Consider the following 15670-nt stretch of genomic DNA (forward strand, 5'->3'; position numbering starts at 1 on the left):
TGGCATTAAATTAACTGAGATATGTAAGTTTATTATCTAACTTCTTCTGATTCAGTAGATGGCTCTGCTAGCAAAAAAGTAACTGGTACATGAAACTCTCACTACTCCCCAAGATAACTTTGTATTTTCAGATAGAAGACTAATCCAGGTGACCCGCTCATCCTAGTTTACTGTTTGCAGGTGCTTTAAAAACAAAAAGCCCCAGCTAATGCCGGGGCTTTTTTACAAAACTAACTTAATTAAAAATTAAGCTTGTTTTGGACTAGAAATAACGTCTACTAAAGTCCAAGATTTATTCTTAGAAATCGGTGCGCATTCACGGATAGTAACTACGTCACCCGCTTTTGCTGTGTTATTTTCGTCATGTACGTGTAACTTAGTCGTACGTTTAATGAATTTCCCATAGATTGGGTGCTTCACGTAACGTGCGATAGCGATAGTGAAAGATTTTTCCATCTTGTCGCTGATTACACGGCCTTGAAGAGTACGAATTTTATCGCTCATTATTGACCTGCCTTCTGGTTAATAACTGTTTTTACACGCGCGATATCGCGGCGTACTGTTCTTAGCGTGTGTGTCTGAGCTAACTGACCAGTGCTAGCTTGCATGCGCATATTAAATTGCTCACGAAGTAGTCCTAGAAGTTCAGCATTAAGCTCTTCTACGCTTTTGTCTTTTAGTTCGCTAGCTTTCATCACATTACCGTCCGAGTTACGAAAGTTGTTTTGAATGGCAATTTACGAGCAGCAAGGTCGAATGCTTCACGAGCAAGCTCTTCTGAAACACCTTCCATTTCGTAAAGTACTTTACCAGGCTGAATTTCAGCAACCCAATATTCAACAGAACCTTTACCTTTACCCATACGAACTTCAAGAGGTTTTTCTGTAATCGGTTTGTCAGGGAAGACACGAATCCAGATTTTACCTTGACGTTTCACGTGACGCGTCATAGCACGACGAGCTGCTTCGATTTGACGAGCAGTCATACGGCCACGGCCAGTTGCTTTCAATCCGAAAGTACCGAAGCTTACTTTGTTACCGTTTTGCGCTAAACCGCGGTTGCGGCCTTTGTGCATTTTACGGAATTTTGTACGTTTTGGCTGTAACATTAGTCGCTACCTCTACTTAGCACTTTTCTTGGCTTTCTTTGGTGCGCGTTTAGCTGGCTTCTCTTGCTCTTGTACTAGTGGTAAACCACCAATAACTTCGCCTTTGAAGATCCAAACTTTAACACCAATGATACCATAAGTGGTTAAGGCTTCAGAAGTTGCGTAATCGATATCAGCACGAAGAGTATGTAGAGGTACACGACCTTCACGATACCATTCTGAACGTGCGATTTCAGCGCCGCCAAGACGACCGCTAACTTCAACTTTAATCCCTTTAGAACCGATGCGCATTGCATTTTGTACCGAACGCTTCATAGCGCGACGGAACATAACACGACGTTCTAGTTGAGAGGCAATGCCGTCTGCTACTAGTTGTGCATCTAGTTCTGGTTTACGTACTTCAGAGATATTAATCTGAGCAGGTACACCAGCGATTTTAGTTACCGCTTGACGTAATTTTTCTACGTCTTCGCCTTTTTTACCGATAACAACACCCGGACGAGCCGTATGAATTGTTACACGGATTGATTTTGCTGGACGCTCAATAACGATTTTAGACACAGAAGCCGTTTTCAATTCCTTAGTAAGGAATGTACGAACTTTGTGATCGCCAAAAAGCTGTGCAGAGAAATCTTTTGAACTCGCGTACCAGGTAGAAACCCAAGGTTTAGATATACCTAGGCGAATACCAGTAGGATGAACTTTTTGTCCCATTACTTATACTCCTAGCTATCTGAAACCATAACAGTGATATGGCTTGTACGCTTAAGGATGCGGTCTGCGCGTCCTTTAGCACGAGGCATAATACGTTTCATTGTAGGACCATCGTCCACAAAGATCGTTGTTATACGAAGCTCATCAATGTCAGCACCTTCGTTATGCTCTGCGTTAGCAATAGCAGACTCAAGTACTTTCTTAACTAATACAGCCGCTTTCTTAGGGCTGTACGCCAGGATTTCTAGTGCGCGATCTACAGGTAACCCGCGGATCTGATCTGCAACTAGACGTGCTTTTTGCGCCGAACCAGAGGCGAATTTATGTTTAGCTAATGCTTGCATTTATCTTCCCCTCTTATCGTTTCTTCGCTTTCTTATCCGCAGCATGGCCACGGTAAGTGCGAGTTGGTGCAAATTCACCTAGTTTGTGACCGATCATTTCGTCAGAAACGAAAACTGGTACGTGCTGGCGACCATTATGGACAGCAATGGTCAATCCGATCATGTTAGGTATGATCATTGAACGACGGCTCCAAGTTTTAATTGGCTTTTTCTCACCGCTTTCCAAAGCTTTCTCTACCTTCTTCAGCAAGTGTAGGTCTATAAAAGGACCCTTCTTGAGAGAGCGTGGCATGGCTATTCCTCAATATTACTTAGTACGACGACGTACTATAAATTTATCCGTACGCTTGTTCTTACGCGTCTTCGCACCTTTAGTCGGTTTACCCCATGGAGACACAGGATGACGACCACCAGATGTACGACCTTCACCACCACCGTGTGGGTGATCTACCGGGTTCATGGCAACACCACGAACTGTCGGACGAATACCACGCCAGCGATTTGCACCTGCTTTACCAAGTGAACGAAGCATATGCTCAGCATTGCCTACTTCACCTAGAGTCGCACGACAATCAGATTCAACTTTACGAACTTCGCCTGAACGAAGACGTAATGTTACATACTGACCATCACGAGCAAGGATTTGAACGTATGCACCAGCAGAACGTGCGATTTGAGCACCTTTACCTGGTTTTAATTCTACGTTGTGAACAGTCGAACCTACAGGCATATTACGCATTGGTAATGCATTACCAGGCTTGATTGGTGCATCAACACCAGACTGGATTGCATCGCCAGCTTTTAAGCCTTTAGGTGCGATAATGTAACGACGCTCACCGTCTGCATATAATACAAGAGCGATGTTTGCGCTACGATTTGGATCGTATTCTAAACGTTCAACAGTAGCTGGAATGCCATCTTTAGTACGTTTAAAATCGATTAAACGGTAGTGTTGTTTATGACCACCACCGATATGACGAACCGTAATACGACCATTGTTATTACGACCACCTGATTTAGAGTTTTTCTCTAAAAGTGGTGCGTATGGCTTACCCTTATGTAGATCAGAGTTAACCACTTTAACTAGGTGACGACGGCCCGCAGAAGTAGGCTTACACTTTTGAAGTGCCATAATTCTATCCCCTTATTACTCGGCGCCGCCGACAAAGTCTAGCTCGCTGCCTTCTTTAAGAGTAACGTAAGCTTTCTTCCAGTCGCTACGACGACCGAAACGTGCGCCAGTACGTTTTGTTTTACCCTTAACGTTAAGTGTGCGAACACCAGTTACTTCTACTTCAAAAAGCTTCTCAACTGCTACTTTAATTTCAGCTTTAGTTGCGTCATTTACTACTTTAAAAACAATAGTATTGTTTTCTTCAGCAGCAATTGTGCTTTTTTCAGAGATATGTGGAGCAAGGATCACTTTTAAAAGACGTTCTTCGCGAATCATGCTAGCGCCTCCTCAAGTTGCTTAACAGCAGCGGCTGTAATAAGTACCTTATCGAAAGCAATTAAGCTTACAGGATCGATACCAGCTACATCACGTGTGTCAACCTTATAAAGGTTACGTGCCGATAAGAAAAGATTTTCATCTACTTCTTCAGTCACGATAAGAACATCTTTAAGCTCAAGTTCTTTAAGCTTAGCAACTAGTTCTTTAGTTTTTGGTGCTGCTAGAGCAAAACTTTCAACAACGATTAAACGCTCTTGACGAACTAATTCAGATAAGATGCTTTTAATCGCACCACGGTACATTTTACGGTTTACTTTTTGGCTGTGGTCTTGTGGTTTAGCTGCAAAGCTAACGCCACCTGAACGCCAAATTGGGCTACGGATTGTACCGGCACGTGCACGGCCAGTACCTTTTTGAGCCCATGGTTTTTTACCACCACCGCTTACTTCAGAACGTGTCTTCTGAGCACGAGTACCTTGACGAGCACCTGCTGCGTATGCAACAACTACTTGATGTACTAATGCTTCGTTAAACTCACGTCCAAAAGTAGCTTCAGAAACTTCAAGACCGCCAGAAGCGTCTTTAATTGCTAATTCCATCACTAAATCTCCAGGACTTATGCTTTAACAGCTGGTTTAACGATAACGTCACCGCCAATAGCTCCAGGTACTGCACCCTTAACTAAAAGCAAATTACGCTCAGCGTCAACGCGAACTAGTTCTAAGTTTTGAGTCGTTACACGCTCAGCACCCATATGACCGGCCATTTTCTTACCTTTAAACACCTTACCAGGTGATTGGTTTTGACCGATTGAACCAGGAGCACGGTGAGATAGAGAGTTACCATGTGTAGCGTCTTGCATGCTGAAATTCCAGCGCTTAACACCACCTTGGAAACCTTTACCTTTAGAAGTACCGGTTACGTCAACCTTGTTGATTTCGTTGAATAATTCAACAGTAAGCTCAGCGCCTACTTCAAAATCGCCTTCACCACCGTTAAGGCGGAATTCCCACAGACCGCGACCCGCTTCAACACCAGCTTTAGCGAAATGACCCGCTTTAGCTTTGTTTACACGACTTGCTTTTTTAGTGCCTGCGGTTACTTGAAGCGCGTTATAACCGTCTGTTGCGTCAGATTTGATCTGAGCAATGCGGTTAGGTGTCGCTTCAATAACTGTCACAGGGATAGATACACCATCTTCAGTGAAGATTCGTGTCATACCCACTTTACGACCGACTAGACCTAATGCCATTTTCCTAAAACCTCTCTAATCTTTCGATTAACCCAGGCTGATTTGAACATCAACACCAGCAGCAAGATCTAAACGCATAAGCGCGTCTACAGTCTTGTCAGTTGGTTCTACGATGTCTATCAGACGTTTATGGGTGCGGATCTCGTACTGATCACGCGCATCTTTATTAACGTGCGGTGAAGTTAGTACAGTAAAACGTTCAAAGCGTGTAGGTAGTGGGATTGGACCACGTACTTGTGCGCCAGTGCGTTTCGCAGTTTCCACGATTTCTGCCGTTGATTGGTCAATCAAACGGTGGTCAAAAGCTTTTAGGCGAATACGAATGCGTTGATTTGACATTCTTAACCTCAATATAAAGAGCATATAAAAGAGCATAAAAAAACGACCGAAACAATCTTAAAACTTAAGATGTCGGCTGTTTGATTATATCTACGTTGAGTTCCAAATCGGAACTCCTGTTTATTAGCTTGAAATCCAAGCTTAATTTATCCTTTCTAGTTCCCAGAGGAATTTTGAAAGCCTGCGTATTATAGAGGTATTGGTGATAAATGCAACAACTATTTAGAAACAATACAATGCCTATAAATTTGATTAAATAAGCACCCATACATGCTTACTAGCTATACTTGAACTAATACCTCTACTGTTAGTCAATAAACAAGTTAACACCTTAATTACGCAAACTAAGGGATTTTTAGATATTATGGTATCCTACTGCGCTAATTTTGCCCTTAATACTCTCAATATGGTGAGTCGATGCGTATTTTTAATTATTGTTTAAATGTTATGTCTGCTGGATTTAGCCGCTTATTTGTAAAAAGCAAAGTGCTGCCAGAAAATCCGATTAAACAGTATGATCTAAACCCTGAGTACCCTACATTTTATATAGTGCGTTTAAATTCACGATTTGATTTAGCGGCTCTCGCACATGCGTGTAAAAAAAATGGTCTACCTAGCCCAACCGAAGAGCAAGTATTAGGTAACCAAGATTTAGACCGTTTTATTGGTATTAAAAATCCACCGCCACTGTTTGGTGATGAAGCTAAGCCAACCAATGCTTTAGCTCAAGGTAAACAAATTATTGAATACCTAATACAAAGTGGGCAGCAAAACGTACAAGTGGTTCCGGTTACTATTTTATGGGGTCGCGACCCGGGTAAAGAAAAGCCGGGGCTACGCACTTTAATTACGCACTCTCTAACTCCTAGCTGGTTTAGAAAGTTTTTTGTGGTGTTGTTTTCAGGACGCGACAACTTTATTCGCTTTAGCCAACCACTCGACTTATCGCTTTTAGTCAATGAAAAAGCCGATGTAAGCGAGTTACCACATAAATTATTACGTGTAGCACGTGTTCACTTTAAGCGCCAAAAGCTAGCTGCTACAGGCCCTAAAATGCCCTCTCGTGAACAATTATTTAATTCATTATTAGCGTCACCTACAATAAAAAAAGCAATTCAAGATGAAGCTAAAGCTAAAAACATTAGCCAAACAGAAGCCCGCCAAAATGCACTTAAGCTACTTGATGAGATAGCTGCTAATTACTCTGAAGCAATGATACGTGTGGCCGAGCGATTTTTAACTTGGTTGTGGAATAAGCTCTATAACGGTATTGATATTAAACACGCAGAACAAATTCATGAACTAACAGATAAAGGCCATGAAATAATCTATATGCCTTGTCATCGCAGTCATATGGATTACTTACTGCTTACTTACTCTATTTATCATTTAGGCTTAGTTCCACCACATATAGCTGCAGGTATAAATCTTAACTTTTTCCCTGCCGGTGGCATATTTAGACGCTCTGGGGCATTTTTTATTCGTCGCTCGTTTGCAGGCAATAAACTTTATTCTGCCATATTCAAAGAGTATTTAAGCCAACTGTTTATTAAAGGTTACTCTGTTAAGTTTTACACGGAAGGCGGTCGAAGCCGAACTGGGCGCTTACTTCCACCTAAAACAGGTATGCTATCTATGACATTACAAGCAATGCTGCGCGGAATAGACAGACCAATATCTATCGTTCCTGTGTACATTGGCTACGAGCACGTAATGGAAATTAACACCTACCTTAAAGAGCTAGATGGAAAAGATAAAAAAGGCGAATCTATATTTGGTATTTTTAAGGCAATCAAAAACCTTAAAAACTACGGTCGTGGTAATTTAAACTTTGGTGATCCAATCTCGATTAACCAATACTTAAACGATAACCAACCTGATTGGCGTGATTCAATACACCCTACCGATGTACAAAAGCCACAATGGTTAGCGCCACAAGTAACTAAACTTGCCGACCAAGTAATGGTTAAAATTAATAATGCGGCGGCGCTTAATGCGGTTAACTTACTAGCGATGATATTGCTGGTTAACGATAAACAAGCATTGAGTAAACCAAAGCTATTAGCACAACTTGATTTTTATCTGCGCTTACAGCGCGATGCAAGCTATAGCGATAAAGTAACCGCGCCAGACGAAACACCAGAGCAATTACTAACGCATGCATTAAAGCTGAATAAGTTTGAAGTTATCAGTGATGAATTTGGCGAAATTATTACTATTAGCGATAAAGAAAAAGTACTGTTTAATTACTACCGAAACAATATTTTGCACTTATTTGCAGTACCAAGCTTAATTGCACTACATCTATTTAAACAACACAGCACAACTATTGAGCAATGCCAGCAACTTGTAAAAACATTTTATCCATTATTTGCTAAAGAATGGTATTTACAGCCTCTTGATGAAAACTATATAACGCGTATTTTAGCTAACTTTGCTGATCAAAATTTAATTGAGTTTGATGGCGATAACATTCATATAACGAACAGTAATGACTGCTTAGCTAAGCTAGAAATGCTTGGACGAGCACTTAGTTTTACTCTACAACGTTACGCTATTGTGATTGGTTTTATTCAAACAAGTGATGGCATTGAAAAAGCAGAATTAGAACGAGAGAGCCAAGTGCTTGCACAGCGTTTAGGCACACTGCATGGTATTAAAACACCTGAATTTTTTGATAAAAAAGTACTTGTTAGTTTTATCGAGAACTTACGTGGCGAGTCGTTAATAACAGAGGGTGATAAAGGCTTAGTAGGCAGTACACAACTTTGCGAAACCTACGCACACCTTAAAACATTACTGCCAGCACGCGTCTGGCAGTCAATCAGCGATATAGTACAAGATCAGTGTAACTAGTACTATATCTATAAAAGGGGTTAGCGCTGACGCATAACCCCTTCTTGCATTGTTGAGGCAACCAAGTTGCCTTGGCGATCAAAAAACTGCCCGCGTACCAAACCACACCCATTACTCGCACTTGGACTATCAATTGAATACAAAATCCAATCATCCATTCTAAATGGGCGATGAAACCACATTGCATGATCAATAGTAGCTACTTGCATATTTGGCTGCATAAACGATACACCATGAGGCTGCAATGCTGTTGGTAAAAACTCAAAGTCAGAGGCATACGCTAATAAGTAATTGTGGATGCGCTGATCGTCTGGCATTTCACCATTAGCTTTAAACCAAATATGCTTTACCGGCTCCATAACTTCTGGTTTAAACGGGTTATGAAAAGTAACTGGTCGCATTTCAATTGGCATTTCACGCGTAAACTTATTACGGATGACTTCAGGGATATGCGAAGCGTTATCTTGATAAAACTCAAGTGATGAGCGTAACTCTTCAGGTGCGGGTACATCAGGCATTGTTGCTTGATGCGACAAACCATTTTCTTCACCCTGAAACGACGCTGTCATATAAAAAATTGGCTTACCGTACTGAATCGCTTTTACTCGGCGAGTACTAAAGCTCTTTCCATCGCGAATAGTTTCGACATCATAAACAATCGGTTTAGCTGGATCGCCTGGGCGTAAAAAGTAAGAATGTAATGAATGAACTATACGCCCCTCAGGTAGAGTTTCTTTAGCGGCAGAAAGCGCCTGCCCCATAACTTGACCGCCAAACACAGCACCAAAGCCTAAATCTTGGCTTTGTCCTCGATATAAACCTTGCTCAATTTCTTCAAGTGTTAACAACGACAATAAATCATCTAATACTTGGCTCATTACTTCTTCCTCATTACCCTAGTATCCAAATGATACTATACAATAGTGGGAAGTAAATATTTGTTAGGAATACTGTTATGGCTTACTGGCTATTTAAAACTGAACCCGATGCGTTTTCATTAGATGATTTAAAAAACGCACCAAAACAAACGACTCTTTGGGAAGGCGTGCGTAATTACCAAGCGCGAAACTTCATGCGTGATGGCGTTAAGCTCGGTGATTCAGTGATGATTTACCATTCAAGCTGTAAACACGTAGGTGTAGCGGGTATTGCCGAAGTGACACACGATGCCTACCCAGATCCTACTCAGTTTGATTTAAGTAGCGACTATTACGATGCAAAAGCCACCAGCGACAAACCACGCTGGGTTGTTGTTGAGGTTACTTACCAAAGCCATTTAAAAAAATTAATTAGCCTTAAAGATATTAAAGCCAATAATAATATTACTGAAATCGCACTTAAAAAAGGCGGACGACTATCAATAATGCCTGTTACTAAAAATGACTGGGATGAAATAATCAAAATGGCGCAGTAACACCCTCTCGGTTTGACCTAATTTCATTGAGTTTGATATGATCTATGCTGACTTATAGCTGGAGGATTAATGAAATTACTGTATTGGTTAGATGAATGGTTAACTCTCCCGCGCAATGAGCAACAAACTCGATTACCCATGACGGGTAGTGATTTACTCGGCGATGTATTTGTTAAGTATGATTTTGTTGACGTTAATAAGCCCCTGCTTTTTACCTTTTCACCCGCAGGCACTAACGTGCAAGAGCAAGATCTCAATCCTGATTTTGCACCATGGGGTTATCACTTAGCTCAAAAACAAAACGTAAACGTAATCGCTTTTCAGCATTTAGGTAAAAGTAATTGGTTTCGTAATCGTAATTTAATCTTTTTTCTCGAGCAATTATCAACATTACTTACGCCGTTTAATTGTCGATTAGGCTATGGCTTAAGCCGTGGCGGATTTGCTGTTGGCGCTTTTGCTAAACTATTAAAGCTAAACCAAGTACTGTTCTTTCACCCGGTAAGTACTAAAAATAAAGAATTAGTACCGTGGGATGACCGCTCTAGTACCGATATAGCTCAGCAGTTTGACTGGCAACAAGATTATCACGATCTAGATTTAGGAGATGCCCAAGGCTATATTATTTACGATCCTACTAATCGTATAGACCGAATGCACGCCAAGCGCTATAAGCAGTTAACTCACTTGCGAGTATTTGGTATGGGACATGGCACACACGCTACATATTTGAATAAGTTTGGGTTTTATAAGCAAGTAGCCGTTGATTTCATTCAACATCAGCAAATCGATATTGCACAGTTTCGCCTGCAAACCAAAACCTTACGCTTAAAAGAAGATTATTATCAAAGTCTCAATACGGCTAATGCAGACTCCCCCCATCGTTTAGCATTATTGAGTACAGCGCATAAAATTTTAGCTGATGAAAAAGAAGTGTATGTACAAGAGCATCAAGCAAAAATTGATATTCAGCCATTAATAGATGTGGCACTTAAGCACCAAGATGAGCACCCTAATGATGCTATTCAGCTATTAGAAGTCGCCCAGCAACTTCTACCTGACGACCCTCTAATTGAGCATAAACTCAAACAGTTGGAAGAGTAATTATTCCAACGAAAACGGCTATAAAGGCTAATTACTCTATTTAGCCTTTTTCTTTTTGTGCCTATGCTTGGGCACAATGGTAAAGTACATCATTAAACCTAACCAAGAAAATATAATGATTCCCATTAGCCAGCCATTCTTTTCATGACCCTGTGTACGCTTACTGTTAAGTACAATAACGACAGGTAATATGTAAGCACTTAAAACAACAATTAAAAATACAACTTCATTCATTACTTTTCTAGGCTCGACCAGTCTACTTCACTACTTAATACTCGATCTACCGATATATAGTGCAAAATATCGCCTTCACTTACTTTGTAATCTAATGGTGGGTTTAAATCCATATTTTGCGCACTTAAATTATGGGCAACACCTAACAGTATTGCATCATGCTCAAGCTTAAAATGATGAAACAAAGTACCAAACTCCATATCTTTGCAGCCACTTGGTACTTTCAAGCTAAATTGTGTATCGCCGTGCAAAGTAGATAGCAGCTCCTCTTGCACACGGCTCGAACCTGGATCTTGCATTGAGCGTACGAGTATCTCAGCTGATTTTGCACTACTACACTCTACATTTTGGCAATGCTCTAACATCATCTCAACTTTGGTTTCATCCAAAAAGTGAGCACTTATATGACAATCATCTTTTACTAAGCGACTAATGCGCAGGGCTGTTGTAAATGTCTGATCGTCATCTTGACCATCAATAATCACTTTATCAGCACTACGAATAGCTACCCGCTCTAGTTCAGCTAAATTAGTGAAGCTCGTTAAACGTGCAAAATCAACGCTTTCGTTAGCTAAAAAAGGATGATCCATTTGCTCTGTTACCGCGAGTAAAATACGACGGTCAGTACGTTTCGTATCTGCCAAAATGTAATCAATCATCTTTTTTGTACGAGTGCCGTGCCAACCAAAAATAATAATATGGTGGTTACTGTGGGCAAAGTTTTTATCACCAGTCATAGCGCGCCTAATTAAGTAAGTAACAGTTTGTCCTGCTTTTCCTAGCAAAACACCAAATAAAGCTAAACCAAATGGAATTTGTATTAATGCAACCACCCAACGACCAAGATCAGTAGTTGGACTAAAGTCACCATATCCCACTGTTGATGTTGTTACTGTGTAATAGTAAAAAAAGGTAGTAAGCGAGGTTAACGCTTTCTCATTCGCTATAAATAGTAAGCTCCATGTTAATAGCATATGAGTCAAAATAGCTAATGCCACTGCTTGCCAACTCAACTGATCTATATGAGCGCGAACAAGTAACGCTAGCCTTTTAAATATCACCGGCATAATACAAAGTCTTCGTTAGTAAATTATCTATAAACAGTACGTTACTGTAAGCGATGCTTTTAAGCAATGTTTAAGCTTTTAACCGCAAATATTAGACTAAATGCTGTTTGCCAATGGTGATTTTTCATGATTAATTAGCGTTAAAATAATAACCAAAACAGTTGTGCTTATGCTTAACAAAATAGCCCGCCCTTTTACTAAAATTGTAGAGCGTTATCTTCCCGACCCTTTTATATTTGTAATTTTACTTACAATAATTACCCTTGTCAGTGCGAGCTTATTTACAACCGCAACTAACATTGAAGTATTACAAGCGTGGGGAGGTGGGTTTTGGAACTTATTAAGTTTTGCTATGCAAATGCTACTAGTGTTAATTACAGGCTATATGTTGGCAAGTACGCCACCTATAAGTAAGTTATTAGAAAAACTAGCAACATTTGCAAGCACCGCACCTAAAGCAATTATATTGGTAACGCTTATTTCGCTTTTAGCGAGCTGGATAAATTGGGGATTTGGCTTAGTTATTGGTGCTCTTTTTGCCAAAGCAATTGCTAAACATACTCGTGTAGATTATCGATTATTAGTAGCCAGCGCTTACTCAGGTTTTGTTGTATGGCATGGCGGATTAGCCGGTTCGATTCCTTTAACTATCGCAACCGATAGTCACTTTTCAGAGGCCAGCATTGGTATTATTAGTACAGAGCACACTTTATTTGCGGGCTTTAATATAGCCATATTAGTTGGTTTATTCATTATTATGCCGCTCGTTAATCGCTATATGCTGCCAAGCGAGCAAGAAAGCGTATATATCGACCCAGCTCTTTTACAAGAGACAACACCTAAGCCCACAACAATAACCAGACCCGCCCAACATTTAGAACAAAGTAAACTACTCGGTATGACAATTGGCTTATTAGGTTTGGCATATTTAGGTTATTACTTTTTTATTGCTGGCGGAAACTTAAACCTTAATAGCGTTATTGCCGTATTTTTGTTTTTAGCTATTACGCTGCATCAAACACCCCATAATTTACTTAACAGTCTGCAACAAGCAATTCCAAGCGGGGCTGGCATTGTTATTCAATTTCCTTTTTATGCCGGCATCATGGCGGTAATGGTTGATAGCGGATTAGCACAACAGATATCACGTGGCTTTATTGCCGTTGCAGATGCTGATAGCTTGCCATTTTTTAGTTTTATAAGTGCAGGACTCGTTAATATGTTTGTACCCTCTGGCGGTGGCCAATGGGCTGTACAAGCACCCATTGTAATACCCGCAGCGCAAGAGCTAGGCGCCGATATATCTCGCGTTGCAATGGCTGTTGCGTAGGGTGATGCGTGGACTAATTTAATTCAACCTTTTTGGGCATTACCAGTCCTTGCTATCGCAGGCTTAAAAGCAAAAGATATTATGGGATTTTGTGTTGTGCAGTTGTTTGTAACTGGGGTTTTTATATCGCTGGTATTGAGCTTTTATTAAATGTAAACATAATAAAAAGGCGTGTAAAACACAAGCACTGGTCATTTTATGCACTCTCGTTCTGCTGTTGTAGCTCCACCAACCTACCCTCTTTCAGTTGATAGACTTTGCTGGCCATGTTAATGGTTTCTTGGCGATGAGCAATCATAATCCGTGTGATGGGTAAGTGCTGAATTTGTTCACTTATTTTCGCTTCGTTGTCTTTATCTAAATGACTAGTTGCTTCATCCATAAACAACACGCAGGGCGATTGATACAATGAGCGAGCAAGAAGTAAACGCTGTACCTGCCCGCCCGATAAGTTTGATCCCATGTCCCCAACTAATGAGTTATAGCCCATAGTCATTTTGGTAATATCATCATGAATAGCCGCATGACGAGCACACGTCTCTATTTTTAAATAATTCGGCTGTGGGTCAAAAAAACTGATGTTATCAGCGATTGAGCCAGCTAACAGTGTGTCATCCTGCATTACTGCAGCTATTTGTTTGCGGTAGTTTTTAAGGCCAAGCTGAGTAATATCTTTGCCATCAAGCAACACAGTCCCTGAGGTTGGCTGTAATAACCCTAGCATTATTTTCATCAACGTAGTTTTACCCGCACCTGACGGACCCGTAATCGCAATCGAGTCACCGGAATTCAGCGTTAAATTAACATTGTTTAAAATCGGCACTTGCTCTTCACTGTAACTAAAGCAAATATTTTCGAGCGTAAGCTGACCTCTCACTTTACCTTCGTCATCACCTGTATAGGCCATTTCACCGTCACGATTAGCTTCTTGTTTCGTGAGTGCTATATCTGCAGTACGGTCTAAGTGTAAGCGCATCATTTTGAATTGAATGATTTGTTCAATTAAGTTGGCAAAGCGGCTGGTTAACTGGTTTTTATAAGCAATAAACGCCAGTACCATACCAACAGACAAGCTATTGCTCATAACTAGTAATGCAGCAAAGTAAATCACTAATACATTTTCAAGGCCAAATAACAGCTTGTTAAATGAATCAAAGCTAATGTTTAAACGCCCTAAACGAATTTCACTGTTTATTACCTCTGCATAACGGTTTTGCCAAATTCCTTGGCGCTGCGATTCATTACCAAACAATTTTATAGTTTGCATACCCCGAATATTTTCTAAAAAGTTCGATTGCTCTTTGGCAGATGATTGAATCATTTCTTCGGTGGCTTGATGTAGTGGACGATACAGCGCTAAACGTACCAAGGTATACAGTACAATTGCACCAACAACTACCGCAGTGAGTTTTAGCGAATAAATTAGCATCATAATCAATACGGTAATGCCCATTACGCCATCGACCAGTGTTTCTACAAACCCTGTAGTTATGCGCTCCCGTATTTGCGCTAATGAGCCAAAGCGCGAGACAATATCGCCAATATGGCGGGACTCAAAATAGTTCATTGGCAAGCGCAATAAGTGCCTGAGCAAATTCACGCCCATTTGCATATTGAGCAAACTCGAAAGCCGTAAAATTAGCCAACTTCGTACCGCATTAGTCACCACTGAAATTATCGCAATCAGAGCAAAACCCATGGCAAGTACCGTCAATAATGATTCATCAAAACTGATTAGTACTTCATCCACCACCCACTGCATATAATAAGGGGTCATCAAAGCAAATAATTGCAATACCAGTGACAACGCAATCAGTTTTATTAGCCCTGCTTTTAAGCCCTTCATCGAGCTCCAAAGTTGGGTAAACTTCATCTGTGCTTGTTCTTGTTTGGCTTCAAACTGACTGGTTGGAGTCAGTTCTAAACAAATCCCGGTAAAGTGTTTACTAAACTCATTACTATTTAAACTGCGTTTACCTACAGCAGGGTCGTTAATTGCAAATTTAGCTGCAACACCTTTGCCAGAGACTTTGGTCAGCACCACAAAGTGATTCATATCCCAATGCAATATACACGGCGTTTGCAGTTTATGCACTTCATCAAGCGAGCATTGTAGCGCACGGCTAGCTAACCCTAAATTATCACCTAGCTCAATCAGTTGTTGTAAGTTCATACCCTTTAGATTAGCCGAAAAGCGCTTTCGCATGGCAGGCATATCCAGCTTATGGCCGTGATAACTTGCCACCATTGCCACAGAGGCTAGGCCGCATTCAGCTATTTCGGATTGAAGGATAAGTGGTATATTTTTAATAAGAGTAAAATTTAAATTTGGTTCATTCATATTCTGCCTATTGCAATATCAGAACTTTGTCACTAAGTAATAATTAACAAGGTATGGATCTCAACTTAAATTAAATAAATATCTAACCTATGCTTTAGAGCATGTAGAGCGTTC

General features: G+C 40.6%; 18 protein-coding genes and 1 pseudogene. 4 read left to right on the forward strand and 15 right to left on the reverse strand.

Annotated elements, in window-relative coordinates; all coding sequences use genetic code 11:
* Positions 1–246: 246 nt before the first annotated feature.
* From rpsQ to rpsJ, 11 genes are read right to left on the reverse strand one after another with little or no spacing between them, the layout of a single operon-like run.
* A complete protein-coding gene (rpsQ, locus tag GQR38_RS15465; RefSeq protein WP_002957888.1) occupies positions 247–504 on the reverse strand; it encodes a 30S ribosomal protein S17 in 258 nt (85 codons plus the stop codon).
* Positions 504–695, reverse strand: coding sequence for a 50S ribosomal protein L29 (rpmC, locus tag GQR38_RS15470; RefSeq protein WP_002957889.1), 192 nt, complete (start codon positions 693–695; stop codon positions 504–506). Before rpmC ends, rpsQ begins: the two co-directional genes overlap by 1 nt.
* Positions 695–1108, reverse strand: a complete 414-nt coding sequence (rplP, locus tag GQR38_RS15475) for a 50S ribosomal protein L16 (protein WP_002957890.1) — start codon at positions 1106–1108, stop codon at positions 695–697. Before rplP ends, rpmC begins: the two co-directional genes overlap by 1 nt.
* A 12-nt stretch (positions 1109–1120) precedes the next feature.
* Positions 1121–1822 (reverse strand): 30S ribosomal protein S3, encoded by a 702-nt coding sequence (gene rpsC / locus GQR38_RS15480; protein ID WP_002957891.1) that lies wholly within the window; start codon positions 1820–1822, stop codon positions 1121–1123.
* An 11-nt stretch (positions 1823–1833) separates the two neighbouring features.
* Entirely contained in the window at positions 1834–2166 is a 333-nt protein-coding gene (gene rplV, locus GQR38_RS15485) for a 50S ribosomal protein L22 (protein WP_002957892.1), read from the reverse strand.
* A gap of 13 nt (positions 2167–2179) precedes the next feature.
* The gene (gene rpsS / locus GQR38_RS15490; RefSeq protein ID WP_004588689.1) at positions 2180–2458 is read right to left on the reverse strand and encodes a 30S ribosomal protein S19; all 279 of its coding nucleotides are present in this window, start codon (positions 2456–2458) and stop codon (positions 2180–2182) included.
* A gap of 15 nt (positions 2459–2473) precedes the next feature.
* The gene (rplB, locus tag GQR38_RS15495; RefSeq protein ID WP_002957895.1) at positions 2474–3298 is read right to left on the reverse strand and encodes a 50S ribosomal protein L2; all 825 of its coding nucleotides are present in this window, start codon (positions 3296–3298) and stop codon (positions 2474–2476) included.
* 15 nt (positions 3299–3313) lie between these two features.
* The gene (gene rplW, locus GQR38_RS15500) at positions 3314–3616 is read right to left on the reverse strand and encodes a 50S ribosomal protein L23 (RefSeq protein ID WP_002957896.1); all 303 of its coding nucleotides are present in this window, start codon (positions 3614–3616) and stop codon (positions 3314–3316) included.
* Positions 3613–4218 carry a 50S ribosomal protein L4 gene (rplD, locus tag GQR38_RS15505; protein WP_002957897.1) on the reverse strand — a complete coding sequence of 202 codons (606 nt, stop codon included), beginning with the start codon at positions 4216–4218 and terminating at the stop codon, positions 3613–3615. The genes rplW and rplD overlap by 4 nt, the downstream gene beginning before the upstream one ends.
* Before the next feature lie 17 nt (positions 4219–4235).
* Entirely contained in the window at positions 4236–4871 is a 636-nt protein-coding gene (gene rplC / locus GQR38_RS15510; RefSeq protein ID WP_002957898.1) for a 50S ribosomal protein L3, read from the reverse strand.
* Between the two features lie 27 nt (positions 4872–4898).
* Positions 4899–5210, reverse strand: a complete 312-nt coding sequence (gene rpsJ / locus GQR38_RS15515) for a 30S ribosomal protein S10 (protein ID WP_002957900.1) — start codon at positions 5208–5210, stop codon at positions 4899–4901.
* A gap of 417 nt (positions 5211–5627) precedes the next feature.
* Between rpsJ and plsB the strand changes: the two genes are divergently transcribed.
* A complete protein-coding gene (gene plsB / locus GQR38_RS15520; RefSeq protein WP_101217114.1) occupies positions 5628–8066 on the forward strand; it encodes a glycerol-3-phosphate 1-O-acyltransferase PlsB in 2439 nt (812 codons plus the stop codon).
* A gap of 20 nt (positions 8067–8086) precedes the next feature.
* Here the strand turns inward: plsB and tesB are convergent, their stop codons facing one another.
* Complete coding sequence (tesB, locus tag GQR38_RS15525) at positions 8087–8944, reverse strand: acyl-CoA thioesterase II (RefSeq protein ID WP_002957902.1); 858 nt, start codon at positions 8942–8944, stop codon at positions 8087–8089.
* A gap of 77 nt (positions 8945–9021) precedes the next feature.
* Here tesB and GQR38_RS15530 point away from each other — a divergent pair, with 77 nt between their 5' ends.
* On the forward strand, positions 9022–9480 hold the full coding sequence (locus GQR38_RS15530) for an EVE domain-containing protein (protein WP_007587049.1): 459 nt from the start codon (positions 9022–9024) through the stop codon (positions 9478–9480).
* A 69-nt stretch (positions 9481–9549) separates the two neighbouring features.
* The gene (locus GQR38_RS15535; protein WP_165722380.1) at positions 9550–10584 is read left to right on the forward strand and encodes a cytosolic protein; all 1035 of its coding nucleotides are present in this window, start codon (positions 9550–9552) and stop codon (positions 10582–10584) included.
* 36 nt (positions 10585–10620) lie between these two features.
* Here GQR38_RS15535 and GQR38_RS20560 read toward each other — a convergent pair whose 3' ends face one another.
* Both GQR38_RS20560 and GQR38_RS15545 read right to left on the reverse strand, forming a co-directional pair.
* A complete protein-coding gene (locus tag GQR38_RS20560; RefSeq protein WP_007587044.1) occupies positions 10621–10818 on the reverse strand; it encodes a PLDc N-terminal domain-containing protein in 198 nt (65 codons plus the stop codon).
* Positions 10818–11885: a potassium channel family protein gene (locus tag GQR38_RS15545; RefSeq protein ID WP_165722378.1), complete on the reverse strand. Its 1068-nt coding sequence runs from the start codon at positions 11883–11885 to the stop codon at positions 10818–10820. Before GQR38_RS15545 ends, GQR38_RS20560 begins: the two co-directional genes overlap by 1 nt.
* A gap of 169 nt (positions 11886–12054) precedes the next feature.
* Between GQR38_RS15545 and GQR38_RS15550 the strand changes: the two are divergent.
* A pseudogene (locus tag GQR38_RS15550) lies at positions 12055–13365 on the forward strand (TIGR00366 family protein).
* Between the two features lie 46 nt (positions 13366–13411).
* Here the strand turns inward: GQR38_RS15550 and GQR38_RS15555 are convergent.
* Entirely contained in the window at positions 13412–15556 is a 2145-nt protein-coding gene (locus GQR38_RS15555; protein WP_165722375.1) for a peptidase domain-containing ABC transporter, read from the reverse strand.
* Positions 15557–15670: the final 114 nt, after the last annotated feature.

It is taken from the genome of Pseudoalteromonas sp. c7(2019) (genome assembly GCF_011378625.1).
Classification (GTDB): domain Bacteria; phylum Pseudomonadota; class Gammaproteobacteria; order Enterobacterales; family Alteromonadaceae; genus Pseudoalteromonas; species Pseudoalteromonas arctica.

Excerpts from the sequence above, each read along its gene's own strand:
- rplP (WP_002957890.1), bottom strand. The coding sequence starts at position 1,108 with ATGTTACAGCCAAAACGTACAAAATTCCGTAAAATGCACAAAGGCCGC.
- rpmC (WP_002957889.1), bottom strand. The coding sequence starts at position 695 with ATGAAAGCTAGCGAACTAAAAGACAAAAGCGTAGAAGAGCTTAATGCT.
- rplC (WP_002957898.1), bottom strand. The coding sequence starts at position 4,871 with ATGGCATTAGGTCTAGTCGGTCGTAAAGTGGGTATGACACGAATCTTC.
- rplB (WP_002957895.1), bottom strand. The coding sequence starts at position 3,298 with ATGGCACTTCAAAAGTGTAAGCCTACTTCTGCGGGCCGTCGTCACCTA.
- GQR38_RS15545 (WP_165722378.1), bottom strand. The coding sequence starts at position 11,885 with ATGCCGGTGATATTTAAAAGGCTAGCGTTACTTGTTCGCGCTCATATA.
- rpsJ (WP_002957900.1), bottom strand. The coding sequence starts at position 5,210 with ATGTCAAATCAACGCATTCGTATTCGCCTAAAAGCTTTTGACCACCGT.
- GQR38_RS15530 (WP_007587049.1), top strand. The coding sequence starts at position 9,022 with ATGGCTTACTGGCTATTTAAAACTGAACCCGATGCGTTTTCATTAGAT.
- GQR38_RS15555 (WP_165722375.1), bottom strand. The coding sequence starts at position 15,556 with ATGAATGAACCAAATTTAAATTTTACTCTTATTAAAAATATACCACTT.
- GQR38_RS20560 (WP_007587044.1), bottom strand. The coding sequence starts at position 10,818 with ATGAATGAAGTTGTATTTTTAATTGTTGTTTTAAGTGCTTACATATTA.
- tesB (WP_002957902.1), bottom strand. The coding sequence starts at position 8,944 with ATGAGCCAAGTATTAGATGATTTATTGTCGTTGTTAACACTTGAAGAA.
- rplD (WP_002957897.1), bottom strand. The coding sequence starts at position 4,218 with ATGGAATTAGCAATTAAAGACGCTTCTGGCGGTCTTGAAGTTTCTGAA.
- rpsC (WP_002957891.1), bottom strand. The coding sequence starts at position 1,822 with ATGGGACAAAAAGTTCATCCTACTGGTATTCGCCTAGGTATATCTAAA.
- rpsS (WP_004588689.1), bottom strand. The coding sequence starts at position 2,458 with ATGCCACGCTCTCTCAAGAAGGGTCCTTTTATAGACCTACACTTGCTG.
- GQR38_RS15535 (WP_165722380.1), top strand. The coding sequence starts at position 9,550 with ATGAAATTACTGTATTGGTTAGATGAATGGTTAACTCTCCCGCGCAAT.
- rpsQ (WP_002957888.1), bottom strand. The coding sequence starts at position 504 with ATGAGCGATAAAATTCGTACTCTTCAAGGCCGTGTAATCAGCGACAAG.
- rplW (WP_002957896.1), bottom strand. The coding sequence starts at position 3,616 with ATGATTCGCGAAGAACGTCTTTTAAAAGTGATCCTTGCTCCACATATC.
- rplV (WP_002957892.1), bottom strand. The coding sequence starts at position 2,166 with ATGCAAGCATTAGCTAAACATAAATTCGCCTCTGGTTCGGCGCAAAAA.
- plsB (WP_101217114.1), top strand. The coding sequence starts at position 5,628 with ATGCGTATTTTTAATTATTGTTTAAATGTTATGTCTGCTGGATTTAGC.